The organism is Pedobacter miscanthi (assembly GCF_032678605.1).
GTDB lineage: Bacteria > Bacteroidota > Bacteroidia > Sphingobacteriales > Sphingobacteriaceae > Pedobacter > Pedobacter miscanthi_A.
On the sequence record NZ_JAVTSU010000010.1, the window covers coordinates 148,618 to 171,289 of the forward strand.

The 22,672-nt window shown below is 38.1% G+C and carries 25 protein-coding genes; 14 read left to right on the forward strand and 11 right to left on the reverse strand.

Features of this window, described 5'->3' with window-relative positions; genetic code table 11:
* Positions 1–2 precede the first annotated feature (2 nt).
* The gene (locus tag R2R28_RS16130) at positions 3–329 is read left to right on the forward strand and encodes a DUF2752 domain-containing protein (RefSeq protein ID WP_316826714.1); all 327 of its coding nucleotides are present in this window, start codon (positions 3–5) and stop codon (positions 327–329) included.
* A 9-nt stretch (positions 330–338) separates the two neighbouring features.
* Here the strand turns inward: R2R28_RS16130 and R2R28_RS16135 are convergent, their stop codons facing one another.
* Entirely contained in the window at positions 339–1,082 is a 744-nt protein-coding gene (locus tag R2R28_RS16135) for an RDD family protein (RefSeq protein ID WP_316826715.1), read from the reverse strand.
* A gap of 187 nt (positions 1,083–1,269) precedes the next feature.
* Here R2R28_RS16135 and R2R28_RS16140 point away from each other — a divergent pair, with 187 nt between their 5' ends.
* The 6 genes from R2R28_RS16140 (at position 1,270) to R2R28_RS16165 (ending at position 7,493) form a co-directional block, all read left to right on the forward strand.
* Positions 1,270–2,223 (forward strand): stage II sporulation protein M, encoded by a 954-nt coding sequence (locus R2R28_RS16140; RefSeq protein ID WP_316826716.1) that lies wholly within the window; start codon positions 1,270–1,272, stop codon positions 2,221–2,223.
* Between the two features lies 1 nt (position 2,224).
* A complete protein-coding gene (locus R2R28_RS16145; protein WP_316826717.1) occupies positions 2,225–3,109 on the forward strand; it encodes a hypothetical protein in 885 nt (294 codons plus the stop codon).
* A gap of 1 nt (position 3,110) precedes the next feature.
* Positions 3,111–3,839: a DUF4129 domain-containing protein gene (locus R2R28_RS16150; protein ID WP_316826718.1), complete on the forward strand. Its 729-nt coding sequence runs from the start codon at positions 3,111–3,113 to the stop codon at positions 3,837–3,839.
* Positions 3,836–5,026 carry a DUF4350 domain-containing protein gene (locus tag R2R28_RS16155; protein WP_316826719.1) on the forward strand — a complete coding sequence of 397 codons (1,191 nt, stop codon included), beginning with the start codon at positions 3,836–3,838 and terminating at the stop codon, positions 5,024–5,026. The genes R2R28_RS16150 and R2R28_RS16155 overlap by 4 nt, the downstream gene beginning before the upstream one ends.
* Entirely contained in the window at positions 5,007–5,984 is a 978-nt protein-coding gene (locus R2R28_RS16160) for a MoxR family ATPase (RefSeq protein WP_316826720.1), read from the forward strand. Before R2R28_RS16155 ends, R2R28_RS16160 begins: the two co-directional genes overlap by 20 nt.
* A 162-nt stretch (positions 5,985–6,146) precedes the next feature.
* On the forward strand, positions 6,147–7,493 hold the full coding sequence (locus R2R28_RS16165; RefSeq protein WP_316826721.1) for a DUF58 domain-containing protein: 1,347 nt from the start codon (positions 6,147–6,149) through the stop codon (positions 7,491–7,493).
* 80 nt (positions 7,494–7,573) lie between these two features.
* On the opposite strand, the gene R2R28_RS16170 is transcribed toward R2R28_RS16165, so the two are convergent.
* The 5 genes from R2R28_RS16170 to R2R28_RS16190 form a co-directional block, all read right to left on the reverse strand.
* Entirely contained in the window at positions 7,574–8,632 is a 1,059-nt protein-coding gene (locus tag R2R28_RS16170) for a nucleoid-associated protein (RefSeq protein ID WP_316826722.1), read from the reverse strand.
* A 78-nt stretch (positions 8,633–8,710) separates the two neighbouring features.
* Positions 8,711–9,193, reverse strand: a complete 483-nt coding sequence (locus R2R28_RS16175) for a MarR family winged helix-turn-helix transcriptional regulator (RefSeq protein ID WP_316826723.1) — start codon at positions 9,191–9,193, stop codon at positions 8,711–8,713.
* Positions 9,193–9,696 carry a GNAT family N-acetyltransferase gene (locus R2R28_RS16180; protein WP_316826724.1) on the reverse strand — a complete coding sequence of 168 codons (504 nt, stop codon included), beginning with the start codon at positions 9,694–9,696 and terminating at the stop codon, positions 9,193–9,195. The genes R2R28_RS16175 and R2R28_RS16180 overlap by 1 nt, the downstream gene beginning before the upstream one ends.
* A 182-nt stretch (positions 9,697–9,878) precedes the next feature.
* Positions 9,879–10,451 (reverse strand): TlpA disulfide reductase family protein, encoded by a 573-nt coding sequence (locus R2R28_RS16185; protein WP_316826725.1) that lies wholly within the window; start codon positions 10,449–10,451, stop codon positions 9,879–9,881.
* Positions 10,451–10,879: a hypothetical protein gene (locus R2R28_RS16190; protein WP_316826726.1), complete on the reverse strand. Its 429-nt coding sequence runs from the start codon at positions 10,877–10,879 to the stop codon at positions 10,451–10,453. Before R2R28_RS16190 ends, R2R28_RS16185 begins: the two co-directional genes overlap by 1 nt.
* A 150-nt stretch (positions 10,880–11,029) precedes the next feature.
* On the opposite strand from R2R28_RS16190, the gene R2R28_RS16195 reads away from it, so the two are divergent.
* Positions 11,030–11,362, forward strand: coding sequence for a hypothetical protein (locus R2R28_RS16195; RefSeq protein WP_316826727.1), 333 nt, complete (start codon positions 11,030–11,032; stop codon positions 11,360–11,362).
* A 113-nt stretch (positions 11,363–11,475) separates the two neighbouring features.
* A complete protein-coding gene (locus R2R28_RS16200) occupies positions 11,476–13,788 on the forward strand; it encodes a TonB-dependent receptor (protein WP_316826728.1) in 2,313 nt (770 codons plus the stop codon).
* Positions 13,789–14,042: 254 nt separating this feature from the next.
* Here R2R28_RS16200 and R2R28_RS16205 read toward each other — a convergent pair whose 3' ends face one another.
* From R2R28_RS16205 to R2R28_RS16215, 3 genes are all read right to left on the reverse strand, one after another.
* A complete protein-coding gene (locus tag R2R28_RS16205) occupies positions 14,043–15,122 on the reverse strand; it encodes an NADH:flavin oxidoreductase/NADH oxidase (RefSeq protein ID WP_316826729.1) in 1,080 nt (359 codons plus the stop codon).
* Positions 15,123–15,223: 101 nt separating this feature from the next.
* Positions 15,224–16,213 (reverse strand): aldo/keto reductase, encoded by a 990-nt coding sequence (locus R2R28_RS16210; RefSeq protein ID WP_316826730.1) that lies wholly within the window; start codon positions 16,211–16,213, stop codon positions 15,224–15,226.
* 3 nt (positions 16,214–16,216) lie between these two features.
* Positions 16,217–16,612 (reverse strand): DoxX family protein, encoded by a 396-nt coding sequence (locus tag R2R28_RS16215; RefSeq protein ID WP_316826731.1) that lies wholly within the window; start codon positions 16,610–16,612, stop codon positions 16,217–16,219.
* Positions 16,613–16,811: 199 nt separating this feature from the next.
* Here R2R28_RS16215 and R2R28_RS16220 point away from each other — a divergent pair, with 199 nt between their 5' ends.
* From R2R28_RS16220 to R2R28_RS16240, 5 genes are all read left to right on the forward strand, one after another.
* Positions 16,812–17,690 carry an ABC transporter ATP-binding protein gene (locus tag R2R28_RS16220; RefSeq protein ID WP_316826732.1) on the forward strand — a complete coding sequence of 293 codons (879 nt, stop codon included), beginning with the start codon at positions 16,812–16,814 and terminating at the stop codon, positions 17,688–17,690.
* A 3-nt stretch (positions 17,691–17,693) separates the two neighbouring features.
* A complete protein-coding gene (locus R2R28_RS16225) occupies positions 17,694–18,497 on the forward strand; it encodes a hypothetical protein (RefSeq protein ID WP_316826733.1) in 804 nt (267 codons plus the stop codon).
* A 17-nt stretch (positions 18,498–18,514) separates the two neighbouring features.
* On the forward strand, positions 18,515–18,889 hold the full coding sequence (locus tag R2R28_RS16230) for a GntR family transcriptional regulator (RefSeq protein ID WP_316826734.1): 375 nt from the start codon (positions 18,515–18,517) through the stop codon (positions 18,887–18,889).
* Between the two features lie 4 nt (positions 18,890–18,893).
* On the forward strand, positions 18,894–19,745 hold the full coding sequence (locus R2R28_RS16235; protein WP_316826735.1) for a hypothetical protein: 852 nt from the start codon (positions 18,894–18,896) through the stop codon (positions 19,743–19,745).
* A gap of 111 nt (positions 19,746–19,856) precedes the next feature.
* The gene (locus R2R28_RS16240; RefSeq protein ID WP_316826736.1) at positions 19,857–20,843 is read left to right on the forward strand and encodes an alpha/beta hydrolase; all 987 of its coding nucleotides are present in this window, start codon (positions 19,857–19,859) and stop codon (positions 20,841–20,843) included.
* A gap of 116 nt (positions 20,844–20,959) precedes the next feature.
* On the opposite strand, the gene R2R28_RS16245 is transcribed toward R2R28_RS16240, so the two are convergent.
* On the reverse strand, positions 20,960–21,862 hold the full coding sequence (locus R2R28_RS16245) for a DUF6263 family protein (RefSeq protein WP_316826737.1): 903 nt from the start codon (positions 21,860–21,862) through the stop codon (positions 20,960–20,962).
* Between the two features lies 1 nt (position 21,863).
* Positions 21,864–22,637, reverse strand: a complete 774-nt coding sequence (locus tag R2R28_RS16250; RefSeq protein ID WP_316826738.1) for a zinc-dependent peptidase — start codon at positions 22,635–22,637, stop codon at positions 21,864–21,866.
* Positions 22,638–22,672: the final 35 nt, after the last annotated feature.

Consider the following 22,672-nt stretch of genomic DNA (forward strand, 5'->3'; position numbering starts at 1 on the left):
GGATGTTTATCATATTTATATTTTGCAGCTTAATCAACTTTGTTGATTGGCTGCAAAATCATTTAATAACCTGTCCTTTTAAAGCTTTAACCGGCATAGATTGTCCAGGATGCGGCTTTCAAAGGTCTTTTATTGCACTTATACAGGGCAATTTATCCAAAAGCTGGTCGCTTTACCCACCAACTATCCCATTGTTATTGCTGTTTATTTTAGCTGGCCTGTTGTATAAATTCCAGATGAAACAACGCACCTTAATATTTAGAATACTGGTTATTACAGTCGGTAACTTTGTGATGATTTCCTATATACACAAAATGTTTTTCAGCTAAGCAGCCCGATTAAACACCCATATTAGCCGTTAGGTGGTTATAATCCTTCAGTACTGCCTCTAAAAATTGTAATTCGTTCATTCCGGCAGGTATAGTCACAAAAATATGTTCTTTGGTTTTAGCGGCCATGGTATAAATCAGGTTGGCATTGCCGGTTTGATAATATCCTGTAATTACTTCGTGGATCAATTCTATGTCGCGATCGTTCAAGTGCAAAACCTCCTTAAACTGTGGTTCGTATTCTTCGGGCAATTTGAAACTAAAAGCCACATTGGCAAATTCGGTACGTGGTTTAGTTTTAATTAATGTGGTTTTGGCCAATATATCACCCAGCCGCTGGTGGTTTTTGGTTACCGCAACAGAAACCAGGGCCACTACCCCCCATCCAAAAGGGAAACCAAAATCAATCATTCTGAAAAGCCACCTAAAAATGTACTGTCCGAAGGTTGGTTGCGTTCCATCAATACTGATTACTTTTATCTTAAGCACTTTTTTTCCAAACGTTTGCCCATTCATGGTGATTTCGCAAATCAGATCATAAAAAGCGAATATGGCTATAAAAACAAAAAGCACAACCATACCCGCACCTCCCGAAATCCCTATTGATACCGCCCCCATTACCACAAGGGCAACTATAGCAATGATTATAAAGCCCGCCAAATCAATACACCTTGCGGCAATGCGTTCTCCAAGTCCGGCAATTTCATAATCAATATCAATATTTTGAGCCGTGCTAATCCTGATGCTATCCATATTCAAACATAATTTTTTTTAAAGATAATCGCAGTATATCAACCAGTAATTTTTTCGAACTAAAGTTTTCTTACATTTCGATTTAGATTGCGCTTCTATGTATATTTGTTTTGGAGGTAAGATGAATTGTGATTTCATTTCCATAAAAATTTAACTATTTTAACCCAAGATTTGGTAAGGCCTTTAAATGAGAGAAGCACTATTTGTTAAACAGCATTCGGAAAAGTGGCAACATTACGATTCCATGCAACAAGCCAATCCCGATGAGGTGGCCAATCAGTTTATCGAAATCACCAACGATCTTGCTTACTCAAAAACTTTTTATCCCAATTCTAAAACCACCGCATATTTAAATGGCCTGGCAGCTAAACTGCATCAGTCGGTTTATAAAAATAAAAAAGAGAAGTCGAACAGGTTTATCCATTTCTGGAAAACGGAGTTACCCTTAATCTTTTTGCAACATCGGAAACAAGTATTTTATGCTTTGGGTTTTTTCCTGGTTGCGTGTGCCATTGGCGCCTTATCGGCGAAGTACGATGATACCTTTGTCCGTTTGATTATGGGCGACGCTTATGTAAACATGACCAATGAAAATATTGCCAAAGGTGATCCTTTTGGGGTGTACAAACAGGATAATCCATTCATTATGTTTTTGCAGATAGGCTCGAACAACATCTTTGTAGCACTATATACCTTCGTTTTGGGCATTTTATTTTCATTTGGCACTATCGTTTCCTTATTCAGGAATGGGATTATGCTCGGTTCGTTCCAATATTTCTTTTTCAGCAAAGGCCTGGGCTTTCAGTCTGTTCTGGTGATCTGGATCCATGGAACGCTAGAAATATCGGCCATCGTACTGGCTGGGGCAGCGGGTTTAATTTTAGGCAATAGTTTTTTATTCCCCAAAACCTATACCCGAATGGCTTCAGTGCTTAAGGGGGCAAAAGATGGCTTAAAAATCGTAATCGGGCTGATCCCGATTTTCATTGTAGCTGCATTTTTCGAAAGTTTTGTTACCCGCCATACTGAAATGCCATTATGGTTAAGCATGTTTATTTTAGTATCATCAGCAGCTTTTATTATTTGGTATGTATTTATCTACCCCATTAAAATTCAACATAAACAACCTACACTAGATTAACATGATCGGGAAATTAGAATTTAGAAGAAAAAGAGATTTCGGACAAGTTATAAATGACACATTTACCTTTATGCGGCAAAACTTTAAGCCGTTAATTAAGGTATATTTTACTTTTTGTGGTTTGTTTGTGGTGGCCAGCATGCTAGCCATGCTATTGCAACAATATAAGATGGTCAATATGTTCAATGCCACTGGCATTGAGGGGAACCCAAACAAGTTTGGCCTTTCATCGATATATAATTTAGAGTATTTTTTATCTATTTTATTTTCATTGGCCAGTTATGCCAGCATGAGCGTGGCCGTACTTTCTTATATTGCTGTGTATGTTAAAAAAGGGAACGAAATACCTGGTACTGATGAGGTTTGGGGTTATTTCAAATACTATTTTTTCAGGGTTTTTGGCAGCTCACTTTTATTGATCCTGATGCTGATTATCTCCTTTTTCTTTTGTGTGGTTCCTTTCTTTTGGCTCTTCCCCTATGTGGCCATGATGTTCCCCATTATGGTCATCGAAAATGGTTCGCTGGGTTATTCATTTACCCGAAGTTTTGCAGTAATTAAGGATAATTTCTGGGTTACCTTCGGAACAATAATCGTGGTATGGATTATCGTTTATGCTTGTATGAGCATGGTGGTTTTGCCTACAACCTTATTTAGTATGATCGGTATGTTTACACATAAAACGCCTCACATGTCGTTAACGCTCACCATGATTACTACCGTTTTGCAATCCATTTGCCAGGTGTTTACCATTATACCGATTATTACCATTACACTTGCTTATTTCAGTTTGGTAGAACAGAAAGAAAACCCCGGATTACTGGAACGCATTTCTAATTTTGGCAGTACCGAAAAACCAATAGATACCAGACCTGAAGAATATTAAAATGCAGCTTTTTTTTATCCGATATGTTCTGGTTTCACTTTTGTTTTTTATTCCGGTAATCAGCAATGCACAGGCTGTTAAACCTAAGCCCAATACGCAGGTGGTTAAGATTGATAGTACCAAAATTACGCCGGCAAAATTTGATAAAGATTCGATAAGTAATTATAAAGAACAAAAAGAATTTCAATATGATGAAATTGGCCAGCAACAGTTATCATGGTGGGATAAATTCTGGATGTGGTTTTGGGGTTTAATCGGTTCGTTGATTCAGGGAGCAGCTTCTAATTTAATTTCGAGGTACATTTTTATTGGTCTCGGCGTGGCCATTATCTTATATATTGTAATTAAAACCATTGGAACGGAAAATATATTCAGGAAAAAATCAAAAGAAACCATTCTTCCTTACGATGTAATTACCGAAAATATCCATGAAATTGATTACGAGCAGGAGCTACAAAGATTAGTTGCCGAAAAGAAATTTCGTTTGGCCGTCAGGCTTTTATATTTAAGGGCATTAAAGAAATTAAACGATGCCGAAATCATCAACTGGCAGCCCGATAAAACCAATTACAATTATTTAATGGAAATCGACAAACCTGAGCTCAGAAATGATTTCAGCAAGCTTACCCTGCAGTTCGATTACATCTGGTATGGTGATTTCCCTGTTGATGAAATAAAATTTGAGCCGATTAACCTATCGTTTAACCAGTTTAACAGCCAGATTAAATGAAAGGTTACAAAATCTATCTGAGCATTGGTTCTATCCTGATCCTATTTTATTTAGTTGCACAGTACAATAAACCCAAGCCCACAAACTGGGCACCAACTTATGCCGTAAAAGATAAAATCCCTTATGGAACGTATATCTTATACCATCGGATAAAAGACATTTTACCCAAAGCAACTGTCCAACAATCTAAAACGGCCATTTATAACACCTTAAAGGCTAAAAAATTTAATAAAACAGCATATTTAATTGTTGCACAAAAGGCAGCCATCAGCAAAACAGATTTCGATCAGCTGGTGAAATACATGTATGCGGGCAATGATGCCTTTATTGCCAGTTATGATCTTGGCAAGATAGAAAAAAGCCTTAAACTGCAGGCAGTTAGTGCTATATCGGCAGAAGGTAGCACCTTAAACTTTACCAACCCCAACTTAAAAACGGAGGCTAATTATGGTTTCGAAAGAGGGATCGGCAGTCAGTATTATAATAAAATCGATACGAGCAAAGCTACCGTTCTTGGTGTAAACGGGAACGGGAAACCCAATTTTATCCGCTACCGTTATGGCAAAGGAAACCTCTATTTGGTTGCAGAGCCTGGTTTCTACACCAATTTTAACCTGTTGGATAAATATGGGGCTGAATACGCTGCAAAAACCTTAAGCTACCTGCAGGGAAATAACCGGATTATTTTTGACGAATATTTTGCCGGACAGGAAAACACCACAACCGATATGCTCCGGGTATTTTTTAAACATCCTGAACTGAAATTCGCCTACTACCTAAGCATTTTTAGCCTGATTATTTTTGTACTCTACGATATTAAACGCAGGCAAAGAATTATTCCTATTGCCGATCCGCTTACCAACTCATCCTTAGCTTTTGTTAATGTGGTGGGCAGCGTATATTATCACGAGCGGAACAACCTCGATATAGCCTTAAAAAAAATCAATTATTTTATGGAGTATCTGCGGAGCAGGTATTACCTTAAAACAAACGAAATAGACAGCAACTTTGCTCAGTTATTAACAGAAAAAACTGGCATTAACGAAACACTGGCCAAAACATTAACCAGGTATTTTATCGAAACCCAAAAAATGGGCGATCTGAGCGATACACAATTGATCAATTTAAACGAAAGTATAGAACAGTTTTATAAAATTACGCAAAGCAATGGAACAAGAACAGTTTAACCCACGTACCGATTTAACTGCATTAAATGCGGCCGTAAATCAGATCAGAACGGTACTTGGAAACATCATAGTAGGCCAAAAACAGGTGATAGATTTTTTAATCGTCGGCCTGCTTGCTGATGGACATATATTAATTGAAGGCGTTCCGGGCGTAGCGAAAACGTTAAGTGCCAAGTTGCTAGCCAAATCAATTGATGCACAATTTTCGAGGGTACAGTTTACGCCCGACTTAATGCCATCAGACGTGTTGGGAACACCAATCTTCAATACTAAAACAGGAGATTTTGAATTTAGGAAAGGTCCGGTTTTTGGCAATATTATTTTGGTTGATGAGATTAACCGTGCACCAGCCAAAACCCAGTCGGCTTTGTTTGAGGTGATGGAAGAACGCCAGGTAACCATTGATGGACACACCTATATTATGGATGAGCCTTTTATGGTGCTGGCCACTCAAAACCCCATTGAGCAGGAGGGAACCTATCGTTTACCCGAAGCACAGCTAGATAGGTTTTTGTTTAAAATTGAGGTTAAATACCCTTCACTGGAAGAAGAAACGGCCATTTTAACGGCACAACATACTTTAGTTAATAAAACATTATTAAACGAGGTAAAACCGGTATTATCCGTACAACAGATACAAGAGGCAAGGGCAATTATCCGCAATTTATTTGTGGAGCCAAAATTATTGGAATTTATTGCCAAAATCGTTAACGAAACCCGCAACAATTCATCACTGTATTTAGGTGCTTCGCCAAGGGCTTCTTTAGCAATTGTACACAGTGCAAAAGCTTTCGCTGCTATCCAGGACCGTGATTTTGTTACCCCTGAAGATATTATTGCTGTTGCGGTACCTGTACTGGCCCATAGGATATTATTATCGCCGGAAAAAGAAATGGAAGGATTAACCACAAGCGATATTGTAACCCAGATTATTAAAAAAATTGAAGTACCTAGATAGTTCGGTTTGCGGTTGCCAATTTTCAGTTCACAGTTAACCGAATTAAACAATTACCCATGATCAAATCACATGTTCAAATCTAGGATCAGTTTAGCAATTGCCGTATGCAGTTAACCAGTTTCAACAATTAACCAATTAAACAATCTCTACAATTAACCCGCTTTGAAAAAATTCTTTCAGCAATATTATACCAATCTATTCCTAACCGATCGTTTATTTACGGCCTTAGGGTTTTGTATTGTGCTTTTTTTGCTGAAGTTCTTTTTTGCCTGGCTGGGTGATATCCCCGAAATTGCAACCGGAGTAGTATTCCTTTTATTTTTTATTGATCTTTTTATTTTATACCGGAATAACAAAGGAATCGAAGCCAATCGTTTTACTTCGAAACGTTTAAGCAACGGTGATGAAAACCCCATCCAGATTGAAATTAAAAACCGTTATGGTTTTGGAGTAAACGCAAGAGTAATTGATGAAATCCCTTTTCAGTTTCAGATCCGCGATAAAGACTTTAGACTTCATTTAAAACCTGCAGAAATAAAATCAATCCACTATAATTTACGGCCAACGAAACGTGGCGAATACGATTTCGGATTTATCAGGGTTTATATTAGTTCACCACTGAGTTTAATCAGTCGTCGGTATAATTTTGATGGAGCGAAAATTCTGCCCGTTTATCCTTCATTTATTAATCTTGGTCAATATGAATTAATGGCCGTTTCGCGCTATTTAACCGAATTTGGCATCAAAAAAATCAGAAAAGTTGGACAAAGCAGCGAATTCGACCAGATTAAAAATTATGTGGGTGGCGATGATATCCGTACCATAAACTGGAAAGCTACTGCCAGAAAAGGTGGCCTGATGGTGAATACCTATACGGATGAAAAATCGCAGAACATTTATTGTATTATCGATAAATCGCGGGTAATGCGCATGCCTTTTGAAGGCTTAAGTCTACTCGATTATGCGATTAATGCAAGTGTTGCCCTTTCTAAAGTGGCCATGCTGAAAGAAGATAAGGCTGGCTTAATTACCATATCCGAAAATATTGGCGCTATAGTACCTGCAGATCGTAAAGCATCACAGTTGGGCAGCATTATGAATGTGCTTTATAAAGAAAAAACCAGGTACCTGGAAAGTAATCTCGAAGTTTTATATTCTACAATACGTTCGGTAGTAAAACAACGGGGACTTTTAGTTTTCTTTACCAACTTCGAAAGTTTATCGGCACTCCAACGTCAGCTACCTTACCTTAAAAGAATAGCGAAATACCATTTATTGGTGGTTGTATTTTTCGAAAACACCGAACTAAAGGGCTTAAGTATCGATCCTGCCAAAGATGTAGAAGGCATTTACCATAAAACCATTGCGGAGAAATTTATTTACGAGAAAAAACTCATGGTGAAGGAACTGAACAAACATGGTATTTTGGCTATTCTTACACCACCGCAGAAATTAACGATTAATGTGATTAACCAGTATCTGGCACTGAAGGCACAGCAGCGGATTTAGTCCACGTCTTGAGTCCTTAGTCCAAAAATAAGCGATAGCCAAGAGACTCTCGACTTAAGACTACCGATTCAAGACTAAGCCTACTCTTCTTCTCTAAAATATACCTTATAAAAGTTCATCGATTTATCATCGTCATAACCTTTCTCAATCATATCTTTATTGCCGTGAATATAAATGTGGAAGTTTTTATCCAGCTTTAACACACTTTTGTAAGCACGGGCCTGTTTTTTAACGGCAGATTCTGCGATTTCAAAATGGTCGGCAATCGGGCTTTCGAACTCCTCTTCGTAATTTTTCTTATAGTTTTTAAACGACTCTATGCCTTCGGCGTTACCAATTACTTCATTCCCGAATTCTTCGATATCAAAGGTTTCTTTCTCTTTGAAATATTTCATTGAGCGGTTTAAAAGATCAATTTTATCGGCTTTGCTGATTTCGTAATCATCATCCAGTTTCTGCGTGACGAAGTTTTTATAAACCCCCAAAACGTTATTGGTTTGGTTATAGCTATCGTTCCTGATTTTAAGCTTTAAAAATTCATCTTTCCAGTACACGGCAGAATCGTTGCTGCTTTTCGACTGATCCAGCACCACCACTTTATAACCTTCTTCCTGATCAACGTTAAAAATCAGACAACCCTTATCCAGTTTGTTAATGCTGATGGCTTCTTGTTCGTAACTCATGTTAAAACCGTCCAACTCCGGATACACCTTTAAATAGGTATCTTTTGTTTCAGATTTAAAAATCCCGATCACATCTAGCTGCTCGCCCTCTATCTGCACCTTTTCGAAATAGGCAACATATAATTCACCCGATTTAATTTTGGGGTGGTTAGCCACATCATATAAATACTTGGCCAGTTGCTGCGAATCTTCATGAAAAAGTGCATTGTTCTCAAAAATTTCATGCGCAAAGTGGAATACCTCGTTTAGCTGTAAATTATCGTTGGGGTGATGAAAGCGGTATACTTCATTTACTTTTTCGAAAGGTTTCAAAAAATACTGCATTAGCAGATTACCTAACTGTTCATCCTCGATTTTTAAAGGGGCATCAGATAATTTATAATACTCTTCAACCAGTTTATTACCGGTATGGTGGATAGAAAGTTGCTTAAGTGAAGCCTCGAAAAATGAAATCATAGGGGCAAAAATAGTAAAATCATTGGTTAACCTTGGCCAAAATTTACTCGCCTAATCAGTCATTCAAAATCCAGTCACTCATTCCTTAATATAAACCTCGGCCCTTTGCAAAAAGCTTTTCTCCTGCAGGGTGGCTTCTACTTCATTGATGGCTTTCATCAGGTTATTTTCGGTATTTGTAATTTCTGCAGTAGCTTTAATAATCACTTCCCAAACTGGCTCCATGGTTGATAGCAGCGTTTTGCCCTGCTCTGTCAGCTCAACCAATCGTTTTCTGGTATCTACCTGATCCTTTTTAGAACGGATGAGTTTTTCTTTTTCCAGCTCCTTTAACAAACTGATGGTAGAAGGGTGGGCATATCCAATTTCATCAGAAAGAGAAACCACGCTCATCGTCGATTTTTTATGTAAAGTGTACAGCACCGGGAACCATTTGGGCTGAAAATCGATCCCGAATGCTTTATAAATCAACAGGCCATCCTTACGGATCTGGTCGCTGAGCCTTTGCAAACGTGTTGAAATGGCCAGTAAACCAGAAGCATCAATTACATTTTGTTCCATTAAACAGATTTTAAATCCAGGCCATAAAATACATTATCCACAGCCATACGCGGAAAATATACTGGCAAATTTTCCATTGCCACCTGTTTAAAGCCGTTACGTTCGTAAAAGCGGCAGGCTGCCTGTAATATATCCTTGGTACCCAAATATACTCCATTTAGGTTATTATCCCTGCAATAGTCTAAAAGGGTTTTAAATAAAGCCTGCGCTACGCCCAGCTCTTTTCCCCGGAATTCTTTTTTAACAAACATCTTTCTGATTGCTCCTGAATGGTGTTCGGACTGGGCAATGAGGGCAATGGTACCAATAAGTTCGCCATTTAATTTTGCTCCCCAAAAAGCTCCGCCTGTTCCGTCGTAATTTGTTTCAATATCCAGCAAATCGGGTTGTGCCGCCAGATCGATATCTACATTAAATTCTATTTGCTGGATGGGTAGAATTAACCCGATAATCGCTTCACAATTTTGATTATCTAACCGTTCAATTTTAAATTCGTTTTGCATTGCTAAATTATTACATAACAAATATATGTAGTTAACTACATATATTCAAAATACTAATATCATTTTAACATCAAATTTGATACTGTGGCAATGGTCAGGCAGCCTGGAATATCAGAATCAGCATTTTCCCGTCCATTTAGCCTCTGAAATGAATTCAGGGTGACGATTGGCCGAAGTATGCATTAATTGCTACTTTTTAATTTATTGATGAAATCGACAATCTTTTTATCGGCATAATTTGCTACACCTTCGTGCCTGAAAGAAAGCCTCCCCTGTTTATCAAAAATCACAGTTGTGGGCAAAGCACCGGCAAATACTTTTTCAGGAATATCACTTTCTACTTTATAAACGGGCATAGCATATTTGCGGTCGGCCATAAATTTGGTTGATTTTACAAAGTTCCCATCAGCATCGGCAAAAATAAAAACAATGTCTTTATCGTCTTTAAACTGTGTATAAAGTTTATTAATTGAAGGCATTTCGGCCCTGCACGGTGGGCACCAGGTTGCCCAAAAATTAAGAAAGATCACTTTTCCCTTTAAATCGCCCAAATCAATCAGGTTGCCTTTGACATCTTTAAACTGGATGCCGTTAAGACCGGCGATACTTTCTTTTGGTTTTTCAACATTTGGTTTATAAAACCCGACCTCCATTAATCCTTTAATAAAAAAAGCTTTTGCATCGGGCATAAAAACAATTACTAAAAGAATAATAATGAATAAAGCATTGAATATATTTTTCCTGATAAATTTCATTAGTTGTTCAATCTTCTTGGTGTAAACAATAACGAAAACATGTTTACAATTGGTATGGAAATAATTTTGCCGGGAAGCAATATAATCTGGAAAAACAGCATAAAACGGTTAACATCGTCGGTATATTTAAAAGGATTGTCAATAAAACCCAGAAAGCCCATATTATTATAATCTGGCTTAACATAAATGTAATATGATGCTACCAAATATGCGATGCTAAAAAGTATACCTAAACATGCATTTAGACCTTCAAAAGCTTCTAACCGGTTTAAAGGGATACAATAAATAAAAAAAAGGAATGCAATCAAAGCAGCCGTCCCGGCGATAATAATCCAGATGCGTGGCCAGTACAATTTATGGTGATACGTTTCTACGCTGCCTGTTGGCCCCGGGTTATTCCGTTCAAAAAACCATTCAAATATGGACATGTTGTTAATTTTGATTTAGCGTTTACCTAATTTTCTTTACCTGATATCAAAAATGTTAAACCTTTGATAAAATCGCAGATCATAACACTATAAAAGCAATGTTACTTTTCAAATATATATAATTGCTCAGGAATTACTACTTTTGGCAAGTTGAAAAAGCATAGACAGAACATTCAGAAATATTTATCGGCATTTATGCTGATGGTGTTTGCTATTGCTTTAACTCCGTGGAGTGTGCTTCACCATCACAATGCTGTTCCTGTTGTGCCGAAAGAAGCACATTGTAAACATGTAAGCCATGTACAGGCCCACGGCGATACCTGCTTGATCTGTAATGCCAGTTTTGAAAAAAACTATGTGCAAACGCATCATATTTACAGGATCTTTTTATCTGCTAAAATTTTTAACCGTACTGAACCTACCTTAAAGAATGCCTTTACCGAAATAAAGCGCACCTGCTTACGCGGTCCCCCCCTGGCTTAATTTTTTCTTTTCGGGCGCAACTGCGCTAAACAGTTTTATTACATGAAATCCAAAATCAGCTTCAAAGAGGCTATTTATTGGGCTTTCTGATCATTTTTATTTATACGCAACACATGAAAAAATTACAGCTTATCGGCTTGGTAATTCTATATACATTATTGAGCAGCACAGCTTTTGCTGCCGTTTTAAAAGATATAAAAGGTAAGGTTATTGATGCCAGCACAAAACAAACATTGCCGGGTGCAACCATTTTTATTCCTGATTTAAAGGTTTCGGCCGTAACCAACAATGATGGAGAATTTACTTTAAACAATCTTCCTTCAAAAGGAAGTTATTTGGTAGAGGTACATTACGTAGGCTATAAAACCGCTACACAGGTAGTAAATTTTGCCAATGCCCCGGGATTAGAGTTTGCTTTACAGCCCACAGCAATCGAAACAAAAGAAATTGTAATCACCGGAAGTTTGATTAGCAGTACCAGCAAAAGGAACAGCGCCTCATCAGCAGTGGTGGGCAAAGACCAGCTTTTACAGCCCTCAACCAATTTAATTGATGCATTGACCAAAATTCCGGGTGTATCGCAGATCACTACCGGACCATCAATATCTAAGCCGGTGATCAGGGGTTTAGGTTATAACAGGATTGTAACTTTAGATGACGGGATTAAACAACAAGGCCAACAATGGGGCGACGAGCACGGGATCGAAATCGATCAGTTTAAATCAGATCGCATCGAGGTTTTACGTGGTGCAGCATCATTAATGTATGGTTCTGATGCATTAGGTGGTGTAATTAATTTATTAGAGCCAAGCTCGGCACCTGAAGGACAAATTAAAGGCGAATTTATTACCAATTACTCTACCAACAACGGCCTTACCGCAAACTCTTTGATGTTAAACGGCAACGAAAACGGATTTGTTTGGAGAGCCCGCGGAACCTATAAAAATGCTTATTCTTTTAAAACACCAACCGGTTATTTCCCTAATTCGGGCTTTAACGAAACCGATTTAAGCGGTATGGTAGGTTTAAACAAAAGCTGGGGTTATACGCACTTAAACATTTCTAACTTTCATAATAACATTGGTTTTTACGAACCTAACTTAGATGATAATGGAAATTTTGTAAAAGATGATGGTAGTGCTTTCAGCAATAGCGATTACAAAAACCGTACTTTGGAGTTTCCGCGTCAGGATATTCGTCACTTTAAAATTGCATTGAACAATAACTTCATTATCGGTAATGGCAATTTAAAAGCAGATTTTGGCTATCAGCAAAATCAACGTCGCGAGTTGGACGAACCTACCCCGGCTTTGTTTTTCGATCTTAAAACTTATAATGCCGATTTAAAATACTATATCCACGAAACCAATGGATGGCAGCCCGTTTTTGGCGTAAGTGTAGATGATGCGCACAGCCAAAATAAAGGCACAGAATTTTTAATTCCTGCTTACGATACTTTCGGTTTAGGCGTTTTTGCTTATGCAAAGAAAAACTGGGAAAACAGTACTTTTAGCATTGGTGCCCGTTACGATTTCAGAAAAAACAATGGAAAACAACTTTTTGAAGAAGATGTAGAAAGATTTGCACCTTTTCAAAACAAGTTTTCTAATGTGAGCGGTGCTTTAGGTTTTACACATCAATTTAATGATGAGTTGAACTTTAAAGCTAATGCAGGTTCTGCTTTCCGTGCACCTAACCCGGCTGAGTTGGGCTCAAATGGTGTACACGAAGGTACTTTTAGATATGAGGTTGGTAATTCGGGCTTAAATCCTGAACGCAGTTACCAGATAGATGCTGCTTTAGAATACGAAGGAAAAATTGTGAGTGCAAGTGCCAGCATTTACAACAACTATATCCACAATTACATTTATGCATCAACCAATGGCGAACAAAGAATAGCTGATGGTACACTTTACGATGTTTACCGTTACGGACAGGTAAATGCCAACCTTTATGGTGCTGAAGCCAGTTTAACCATTCACCCGGTTCCATTTATCCATTTCGAAAATACCTTTGGCTATGTTCACGCACAGAACAATACGTTAAACAGACCATTATCATTTATTCCGGCAGGAACTTTGAGAAATGAATTACGTTTCGAGCCCAAACTTAAAGGTACAAATGATGCTTACCTTTCGGTAGGTATCAACTCGGCCTTTAAACAAACCCGTGTTGATGATGTTTTCGAAACGCCAACCAGTGGTTATACTTTGCTAAATGCAGGCGTTGGTGCTACCTTTAACTTAGGAAAACAACCAGTTAAACTATCGGTATCGGCTAGTAATTTGTTAAACCAGAAATATTATGATGCTTTAAGCAGGTTTAAACCAGGTCGTTTTGATCAGGAAAATCCTAATTTAGGAGTTTACAATACCGGCAGGAACATCACTTTCGGATTGTATATTCCATTTACGGTGGTTAAGTAAAATCCATTAATTTAATTATAAAAAAAAGCGGAGTTGATTGATGAGATCTCTCTGCTTTTTAGTTAAGTATATGTAAGATTAATCGTCATTTTGCTATCATTGACGGGTTCTAATAGAAAGGTCGTCATCTCGACCGAAGCAACGCGGAGTGGAGAGATCTTTGAACCATGTTTAAAGATTTCTCCGTTACGCAACCGATGAAAGATCGGAAGCTTTAGTCGAAATGACGATTTATGGCAATTTATTACTTCCTGTTACTTCTTAAAAGTCTCTCTTTTAGCCCTCACATATTGATTTGGCCATTCGCTATCATCACCCAATACCTGTGCGGCATGTGTAGGGAAATAAGCATCTCGCAGCGATTCGCGGGCAATAAAAATTAAATCTGCTTTTTCTTGCTCCAGAATTTCTTCGGCTTGATGTGCTTCTACAATTACGCCAACAGCGCCCGTATAAATACCAATTTCATTCCTGATTTTATCTGCAAAAGGAACCTGGTAGTTTGGTCCGGCAGGGATAAAGGCATCAGGAACATTTCCACCTGATGAAGTATCAATTAAATCAACACCACGATCTTTTAACACTGCGGCCAATTGTAGTGAGTCATTTTCGTTCCAGCCACCTTCTGTCCAGTCCGTTGCAGAGATCCGTACAAATAAAGGCAGGTTTTCAGGCCAAACTGATTGTACGGCTTCAACAACATCAATTACCAAACGGATCCGGTTTTCGAAACTTCCGCCGTAAACATCATTGCGTTTATTACTCAGCGGACTGAAAAACTCATGCAATAAATAACCATGTGCGGCATGTATTTCTACCACCTTATAGCCTGCATCTAAAGCGCGTTTTGCGGCTGCCCTAAAGGCGAAAACTATATCCTGGATTTCTGATATGGTTAACTCATGTGGTTCAACCTGTCCGGGTTTAAAAGGAATTGGTGATGGACCAACAGGCAACCAGCTATTTTCGCCGGCGGCAATCTGCTCTCCACCATTCCATGGCACCTCACAGCTGGCTTTTCTGCCCGCATGCGCCAATTGAATCCCGGCAATGGCACCATTTTCGTGGATAAAAGAAACAATCTGTTTCAATTTTTCTACGTGCTCATCCTTCCAGATGCCCAGATCGGCGTAGGTAATTCTTCCATCAGCGGTTACTGCAGAAGCTTCCTGGATAATTAAACCAGCACCACCAACGGCACGGCTACCCAGATGTACCAAATGCCAATCGGTAGCAAAACCATCAACAGCAGAATACTGGCACATAGGTGAAATAACAATTCTATTTTTTAAGGTTACGTCCTTTATGGTAAAAGGAGAAAATAATTTCGACATATTTTTTTAATATTTTAACAACGAAGGGCACAGAGAAATACACAGAGTACACCGATTTTTCTCTGTGAAAAACTCCGTGTGCTCTGTGGTTAATATTACGATTAAAAACCTGCGTGCTGCAATTCCGTATTGATGAACTGAATTTCTTCAGCGTTTAATTTTACGTTTATGGATTCCGCATTTTGTATGGCTTGTTTCTCATTCCTTGCACCAACCAAAGCAATGGTAATGCCCGGGCGCTCCACCGTCCAACGTAAAACCAATTGAGATAAGGTTGCATTTTTTTCGTCGGCCAGCGGTTTAATTCTCGCTAAAAATGCATTTGTTTTTTCAATACTTTCTGGAGTGAAAAATTTATTCCCCTGACGGTGATCGCCTTCCTCAAATTGATGGCCGGGTTTTAATTTACCCGTTAATAAACCTCTTTCCATCGGACTATAAGCCAAAACAGATTTATTTTTTTCGATACAACAAGGAACAATATCTTCTTCTACACCACGGTTTACCATACTGAATGGAATCTGGTTAGAAATAATTTCTACATTCTGATCAGCTTCTTTTAACTGTGCTACATTGTAATTACACACACCTGCATAACGCACTTTACCCTGCTCAATTAACCGGCTTACCGCTTCAAAGGTTTCGCTGATTGGTGTAGTGACATCAGGCCAGTGGATCTGGTAAAGATCGATATAATCGGTTCCCAAACGTTTTAACGATTGTTCGCACTCATAAATTACACTTTCTTTCCCGGCATATTTATAAATATCAATCGCTGCACCCTCATTATTTTTGCTCTTAAAACCGAAATCACCTTTGGCCAGATCCCAGCGCATTCCAAATTTGGTTACCAGCTGTAATTTATCGCGTGAAATGCCTTTTATCGCATCGCCAACAATTTCTTCACTGTCTCCCTGTCCGTAAATAGGTGCTGTATCAATTGAAGTAACCCCTAAATCGTAACCTGCTTTAATTGCATTTATCGCATCATTTCTATCGGTACTCCCCCACATCCAGCCACCTGCCGCCCAGGCGCCAAAAGTGATTACCGAAAGGGCTAAATCTGAGTTTCCAATTTTTCTGTATTCCATAAATTATTTTTTAATGAGTTTATCAACCGCATAACTGTTACGTGGCAGGTAAGCGAGTAACACCGATAAAAATGCCACATGGATAAGCTGAGAGGGCAAAGCTTCCCAGTTTTCGATCACTGTTGTACCGAAAATTAATGCTAAAGAAATCAAACCGGCAAATAATAATCCCTGTTTGGTAAATAAGCCTAAAATAATTATTAAGCCCGCTATAAATTCTGCAAAAGGCAAAATATAACTGAAGGGGATAACCAAGGCATCGGGCAAATACGATTTTGAAAATTGTCCGGCCATCCAGTTGCTAAAACCCGCAAGTTTTGGTAAACGTGCCAAACCATGTCCGAAAAAACTTAAACCCACTGCTAAACGGCTAAGTAGGTATGCCCATTTTGTATCCATATACTATCGATGTATTACAAACATACAATCTCCTGTTAAGGAAGTTTTAATGCAACAATTATTAAACGGAGATTTTACCGTTCCGTGGCGGAGCCAGGTATTTAGCGCCTAGCGCAAGGCGGTTGGCGTTGCACGTATCGCATTAAAACGCCAACCACTAAACGCTCTCCGCCAAACATTTTTTCGAAATAATTTGGAGATGACCAAACAACATCATACTTTAGTGTATTATTTAACTAATACAGTAGATATGATCAACGTTAACAATCTTAATTTTGGCTACAGTAAACACAAGCCATTGTTTAAAAATATGAGCATGCGCTTAAGCAATGGCCATATTTATGGTTTGCTTGGAAAAAACGGTGCGGGTAAATCCACCTTGTTAAAAAACCTGGCGGGTTTGGTTTATGCACAAAGCGGCACTTTGGATGTTATGGGCTACAATCCTGCTAAAAGGCAACCTGCGCTTTTAGAACAGATATGTTTTATACCAGAGGAGTTTTATTTGCCAGCGGTAAAAATTGATGCTTATCTAAAAGCAAATGCCCCATTTTACAAAAACTTCGACCACAAATATTTTACGGATCTGATTAAAGAATTTGATGTACCGGTTGAACAGAAACTCATCAATATGAGCTATGGACAAAAGAAAAAGGTAATTATCGCATTCGGACTGGCCACAAAAGCAAAACTGGTGATTATGGATGAACCTACCAATGGTTTAGATATTCCATCAAAGGCACAATTCAGAAAAATTATGGCTTCTGCCATGACAGATGAACGCTGCATCATCATTTCTACCCACCAGGTTAGGGATTTGGATAACCTGATCGACACCGTAATTATGCTTGATGAAAATGATATTGCGCTAAAAGCTTCTGTAGAAGAAATTACGGCAAAATTGACCTTTAAAAAAGTAAAGGAAATTGATGACAGCATTATTTATGCTGAGCCATCCCTCTCTGGTTATAACGCTGTAATGCCGAACTATCACCAGGAAGAAAGCAAATTAGATATGGAGCTACTTTTTAATGCCATACTCGCAGAAAAAATCAAATTTAAACCTCTATTCAGTTAAGCGATGAACAACACATTTAATATTAATCGATTTGGCTTATTGCTTAAAAGACAATGGCTTGATTTTGGAAAAATTTACCTGATCAGTCTTGTGGTACTGTTAGGAATTGTAGTTGGCTTTTATGGCTATAATATCCCTTCGCCATTAAAAGATAATTATTTAGACTACGACGGCAACCTCGATATGCGTTTCCGTTATCCCCTTTTCCTTATTTTGGGTTTTGTTTTCATCAGCATAGTTGCCAATAGTTACTTCAACATCCTTGGACAGAAATCGAGGGCTATTTTAGAGCTGATGACACCTGCTTCGGTATTCGAAAAATTCATGGCAGGTGTTGTATACACTGCTGTTATAAGCCTGTTTAGCTATTTATTGATTTTTTATCTAACAGACCTTGCCTTTGTAAAATACCTGAACGGCCATCTTAGTGCTTTTAACCGTGCCGGGCTTAAGGCAGTAGAGTCTATTACCCAAGAGGTATTTAATGATGTGGGTTACAGAAAATATTGCGGGTACTTTTTCGCCTTTCCATTTCTTGTTACCAGCGTATTCCTTTTAGGCTCGATTTATTTTAACCGTTTCCATTACATCAAAACAGCATTGTCTCTAATGGTTTTTATCGGACTCGCATCTTATCTGGTGGTTAAGTTTTCGATGTGGATAATGGAAGGTAAGGTTCCCTATCATCACAGCTATAGGAAAGATGACAAAGATGGAATCCTGCTGGCACTTTTATTGGTAACAAGCATCATCACCATCATCACCTGGGCGATTACCTACATCCGCTTTAAAGAAAAAGAAGTTTAAATTTAAACGGTATCGACATGGAATTTAGAGATAATAAGGCAATATACCTTCAGATTGCAGAATATGTTTGTGAACATATCCTGCTCGGAAAATGGAAAGCCGAAGAAAAAGTACCCTCAGTTAGGGAATTGGCCGTTGAACTTGAGGTAAACCCCAACACGGTAATGCGCACTTACGAACTGCTGCAGAATAAAAATATCATCAACAATAAAAGGGGCATCGGATTTTTCATCACTGATGATGCGATAGAGCATGTAAAAAGCTACCGGAAGGTACAATTTATGGAAGATGAACTTCCTGTGGTATTCAGGAACATTTATTTATTGAATATCGGTTTTGATGAATTAGAGGGCAAATACAAAACATTTGTAAAAGAAAATTTTAACGCTTAAGAAGATGAAAACAAGTAATAAATTATTAATCAGCCTCGCGGTACTACTAATCGCAATACCGATTATAGTTGTGGCCATAAATGCAAAGGTAAATTATAAAGAAAAAGGACCTGATGACACCTATTTCGGAACACAAATCATCAATAATGAAACTTTTGAACAGAAATCGAAAGATAGGTTAACTATTCCTTTACAAACACCATTTAAAGCCATCCAGTTTAAAGATGCCAAACATTTTAATGTGCAGCTTTATATAAAACAGGATAGCAAATATGGCATTAAAATTCAGGACAAATTTAAAAATGATTTAAAGTATGAGGTAGATGCGAATGGTGTACTCCAGCTTTCGATTAAAAATTTTACCGAAGATAATGGCATCGAAAAAATTGTTATTGTGATTTACTGCCCGGCTATTAACGAGGTTTCGGTTGCAAATTCGAACATTTTAGAATTTAGTGCCCATTCAGATTCTATAACATTGAACGTGGATAACACTGAAGACCTATTTTTAACCGGCGACATTACTAATAACGATGCAACTGGAAAAATCACAAGTGCAATCAACCCAACTAAAATCGGGAAACTTTATCTTAACCTGAATAAAACCAAATTTAGTGGTTTTACCAATGGCTTTAAAGACCTGTACATTATTGCAGATAAATCAGAAATTGAAATCGGAAACATGGACGAGAACGAACAAAAACCTTTCCCTTTTGATAACCTGAGTATCAAAACAACCGATACATCAAGGGTAAAACTGCAAAATGTTAATCTAAAAACCTTTACGGCTGATTTTTCGGATGCTACAACATTACAAATCCCGACGCCTCTGCTTAAGCAGCTTTTCAAGAAATAAATAAAATCTTTGGTTCCGCTTTTGTAAAAAGGGCATGATTTTTAAGCTAACTAATTGGCAAAGGTTTAACTTGGGCCAATTAGTTTTTTAGTTTTACATCATTACCCATCAATGAAAAAATATTTCTTCCTATTTGCCCTCAGCTTATTCGTTCTTAGCCAGGTACAAGCTCAAAAAACAGACACTCTTTCCATCACTTTAGATAATGTAAAATATCCCTATCCGGTTAAATATTTCCCCATCAATACCGAGGGACAAGATCTTAAAATGGCCTATATGGATGTGGCGCCAACATCAGCGGCGAATGGAAAAACAGCGATCCTTTTTCATGGTAAAAATTTTGGCGGTTATTATTGGGGCAATGTAATTAAAGCCTTAACCAGTATCGGTTATCGTGTTATTGTACCCGATCAGATTGGTTTTGGCAAATCATCCAAAGCATTTATTCACTACAGTTTCCATCAAATGGCCGCGTGGAATAAAAAATTACTGGATACCCTCGGCGTGCAAAAAACAGTGGTTTTAGGTCATAGCATGGGTGGTATGCTGGCTACCCGTTTTGCTTTAATGTATCCCGAAGCCACAGAAAAACTGTTGCTCGAAAATCCGATAGGCCTTGAAGATTATAAAACTTTTATCCCTTACATCACTACAACACAGCAATACCAAACCGAACTTAAAACCACTGCAGAAAGCATTCGAAAATATTATCAGGGTTCTTATTTTACATACTGGAAACCTGAATACGAATACCTGGTGAATATTGCCGGAGGCGTAACCAATAGTTCTGATTACCCACGTTGGGCTAAAGTTGCAGCGTTAACCTATACCATGATTTATGAACAGCCTGTGGTATATGAATTTCAGAATTTAAAGGTTCCTACTGTTTTGTTCATTGGAAAAGAAGATAAAACCATTGTGGGTAAAGGATTGCTTACACCAGATCAACAGGCACTTCATGGCCAATACAAGCTTTTAGGAAAGCAGACTGCAGCCAAAATTATTGGGGCTAAAATAATTGAATTTGATGCCTGCGGACATATTCCGCATATCGAAATTCCGACGGAATTTCTGGTGGCTTTAACAGGTAGTTTGTAATGTAAATATTTTTGAGCAATCGTCATTCTCGCGCATGCGGGAATCCTAAAGCCTATAACGAACACTGTAAAGTATTAAGATTCCCAATCAAGTTGGGAATGACGACAACGCTAAATCTAATTTACCTCCTTCCCTACAATTTTATTAATCCCCTGCATTTCGAAATCAATGTCTTTTCCCATCGATTTCATTTTGCCATACAACTCTATACGGAGGTGACTGTTCAGCACAATCCCGGTTTTAATATCAAGCGAGGTTTCTCCTGAATTGGTCCCTTGTAAATCGGTTTCCATTTGGTTTCCCATCACTTCAAAACTTCCTTTTGATAACAAGGTACCTTTAACACTGAGGATCGCAATTCCATCTTTTACTTCCTTCAAAGTATATTGCGTAAGGGTTTCAATCGGCATACTCATCTGCAATTTTGTATCAACCGTCCAACTATCGCCAATTTTAACTTGTTTACCGGGATAAATTTTAAAGGACGATTCCATGGTCTGTTTCACCACATCCGTGCTAAATTGTTTGCTTAACTCATTTTTGATCTGTTTTACCTCGCTGGTATCGTTGCTCATCTTTGCTGCCATGTTATCGAGCATTTTATCAATCCCGGCAACCGTTTTAATTCCACCGTTTGGTGTTACCGTCATAAAAAAAGAAGCACCTTTTAATCCGCTGAAGGGGTTTTTCTTCGTACTGTCTTGTTCATCCGAATTATAGGTCATGGTGGTACCCATGGCAACCGATTTCATAAAAATCTTATTATAGGTTACTTTAACATCTTTTTCGCCATTATGACCATCGGTAATATCAAAAGTATAATCCGTACCAATATTCTGGGTCAGGTGTATCTCATGACCATCAATTTTCTGGTTGATAATCTGATCGGAATTGATAGAGAAATCGTATTTATAACCCGTTGGATAGTTTTGCCGAAGCACATAAGTTTTCTGCGCAAATGCACTGACCGAAATTACGCTGCAGATTAGTGCAGCAAATATTTTCTTTGAATGTTTCATACTAACCGGCAGGTTGTTGTGCAAAAATTCGGCTTAACTGAAAATACAATTCAGGATGTTTATTTTTTAACAACTCTGGTTTTTCGAAAAAATATTCAGAAACCACGGCAAAAAATTCGGCCTCATTGGTAATGGCGTAAGGATTAATATCCGATTTATTGTCTTCAATTTTTGCAATTTCCTCATGCATCATTTTAACCCATGGCAAAGTATATTCATGTGCCATTAAATTCTCCGGAACACCGTCAGTTGCCCCGTCCGATTTATCTAAAAGGTGCACAAATTCGTGTATGGCTGTATTTTCTTTCCCGGCGCTTTTAGAAAAACCATGGCGCAATGCTGAACGCGATAAAATCATCTGTCCGTTCATATAACCTGTACCTACCATGCCCATAATGTTTCGTTCTCCTCCTTCAAACTCAAAATCTTTGTTAAAAGTATCCGGATACAATAAAACGCTGGTCAGGTTTTTGTATTGCCAGTCGTCAAAACCAAAAATCGGAATTACTGCGCTCGAGGCAATCAGCAGTTCATCTAAAGTGGTCATTTCTAAACCTACAGCTTCAATTTTAACGGCGCTGAAAAATGCAGCTATTTTTTGCTCAAATTTAAGTTTATCTGTCGAATCGAGATTATGGTAATAACCTACATAATCATCCAGTATTTTCCTGTCTACCTCAGTTAAAGGCTCAATTGCGACCTTCTTTTTCTTTAAGATAAGATAAAGGGCAATCAAAAAAATCGGGATTAAATAAGCAAATGGTAGCGAGTTCATAATAAAGATTACACAGATTTAGGGTGATTATACCA

Coding starts and splice junctions, on each gene's coding strand:
- R2R28_RS16130 (WP_316826714.1), top strand. CDS start 3: ATGTTTATCATATTTATATTTTGCAGCTTAATCAACTTTGTTGATTGG.
- R2R28_RS16135 (WP_316826715.1), bottom strand. CDS start 1,082: ATGGATAGCATCAGGATTAGCACGGCTCAAAATATTGATATTGATTAT.
- R2R28_RS16140 (WP_316826716.1), top strand. CDS start 1,270: ATGAGAGAAGCACTATTTGTTAAACAGCATTCGGAAAAGTGGCAACAT.
- R2R28_RS16145 (WP_316826717.1), top strand. CDS start 2,225: ATGATCGGGAAATTAGAATTTAGAAGAAAAAGAGATTTCGGACAAGTT.
- R2R28_RS16150 (WP_316826718.1), top strand. CDS start 3,111: ATGCAGCTTTTTTTTATCCGATATGTTCTGGTTTCACTTTTGTTTTTT.
- R2R28_RS16155 (WP_316826719.1), top strand. CDS start 3,836: ATGAAAGGTTACAAAATCTATCTGAGCATTGGTTCTATCCTGATCCTA.
- R2R28_RS16160 (WP_316826720.1), top strand. CDS start 5,007: ATGGAACAAGAACAGTTTAACCCACGTACCGATTTAACTGCATTAAAT.
- R2R28_RS16170 (WP_316826722.1), bottom strand. CDS start 8,632: ATGATTTCATTTTTCGAGGCTTCACTTAAGCAACTTTCTATCCACCAT.
- R2R28_RS16175 (WP_316826723.1), bottom strand. CDS start 9,193: ATGGAACAAAATGTAATTGATGCTTCTGGTTTACTGGCCATTTCAACA.
- R2R28_RS16180 (WP_316826724.1), bottom strand. CDS start 9,696: ATGCAAAACGAATTTAAAATTGAACGGTTAGATAATCAAAATTGTGAA.
- R2R28_RS16185 (WP_316826725.1), bottom strand. CDS start 10,451: ATGAAATTTATCAGGAAAAATATATTCAATGCTTTATTCATTATTATT.
- R2R28_RS16190 (WP_316826726.1), bottom strand. CDS start 10,879: ATGTCCATATTTGAATGGTTTTTTGAACGGAATAACCCGGGGCCAACA.
- R2R28_RS16200 (WP_316826728.1), top strand. CDS start 11,476: ATGAAAAAATTACAGCTTATCGGCTTGGTAATTCTATATACATTATTG.
- R2R28_RS16205 (WP_316826729.1), bottom strand. CDS start 15,122: ATGTCGAAATTATTTTCTCCTTTTACCATAAAGGACGTAACCTTAAAA.
- R2R28_RS16210 (WP_316826730.1), bottom strand. CDS start 16,213: ATGGAATACAGAAAAATTGGAAACTCAGATTTAGCCCTTTCGGTAATC.
- R2R28_RS16215 (WP_316826731.1), bottom strand. CDS start 16,612: ATGGATACAAAATGGGCATACCTACTTAGCCGTTTAGCAGTGGGTTTA.
- R2R28_RS16220 (WP_316826732.1), top strand. CDS start 16,812: ATGACCAAACAACATCATACTTTAGTGTATTATTTAACTAATACAGTA.
- R2R28_RS16225 (WP_316826733.1), top strand. CDS start 17,694: ATGAACAACACATTTAATATTAATCGATTTGGCTTATTGCTTAAAAGA.
- R2R28_RS16230 (WP_316826734.1), top strand. CDS start 18,515: ATGGAATTTAGAGATAATAAGGCAATATACCTTCAGATTGCAGAATAT.
- R2R28_RS16235 (WP_316826735.1), top strand. CDS start 18,894: ATGAAAACAAGTAATAAATTATTAATCAGCCTCGCGGTACTACTAATC.
- R2R28_RS16240 (WP_316826736.1), top strand. CDS start 19,857: ATGAAAAAATATTTCTTCCTATTTGCCCTCAGCTTATTCGTTCTTAGC.
- R2R28_RS16245 (WP_316826737.1), bottom strand. CDS start 21,862: ATGAAACATTCAAAGAAAATATTTGCTGCACTAATCTGCAGCGTAATT.
- R2R28_RS16250 (WP_316826738.1), bottom strand. CDS start 22,637: ATGAACTCGCTACCATTTGCTTATTTAATCCCGATTTTTTTGATTGCC.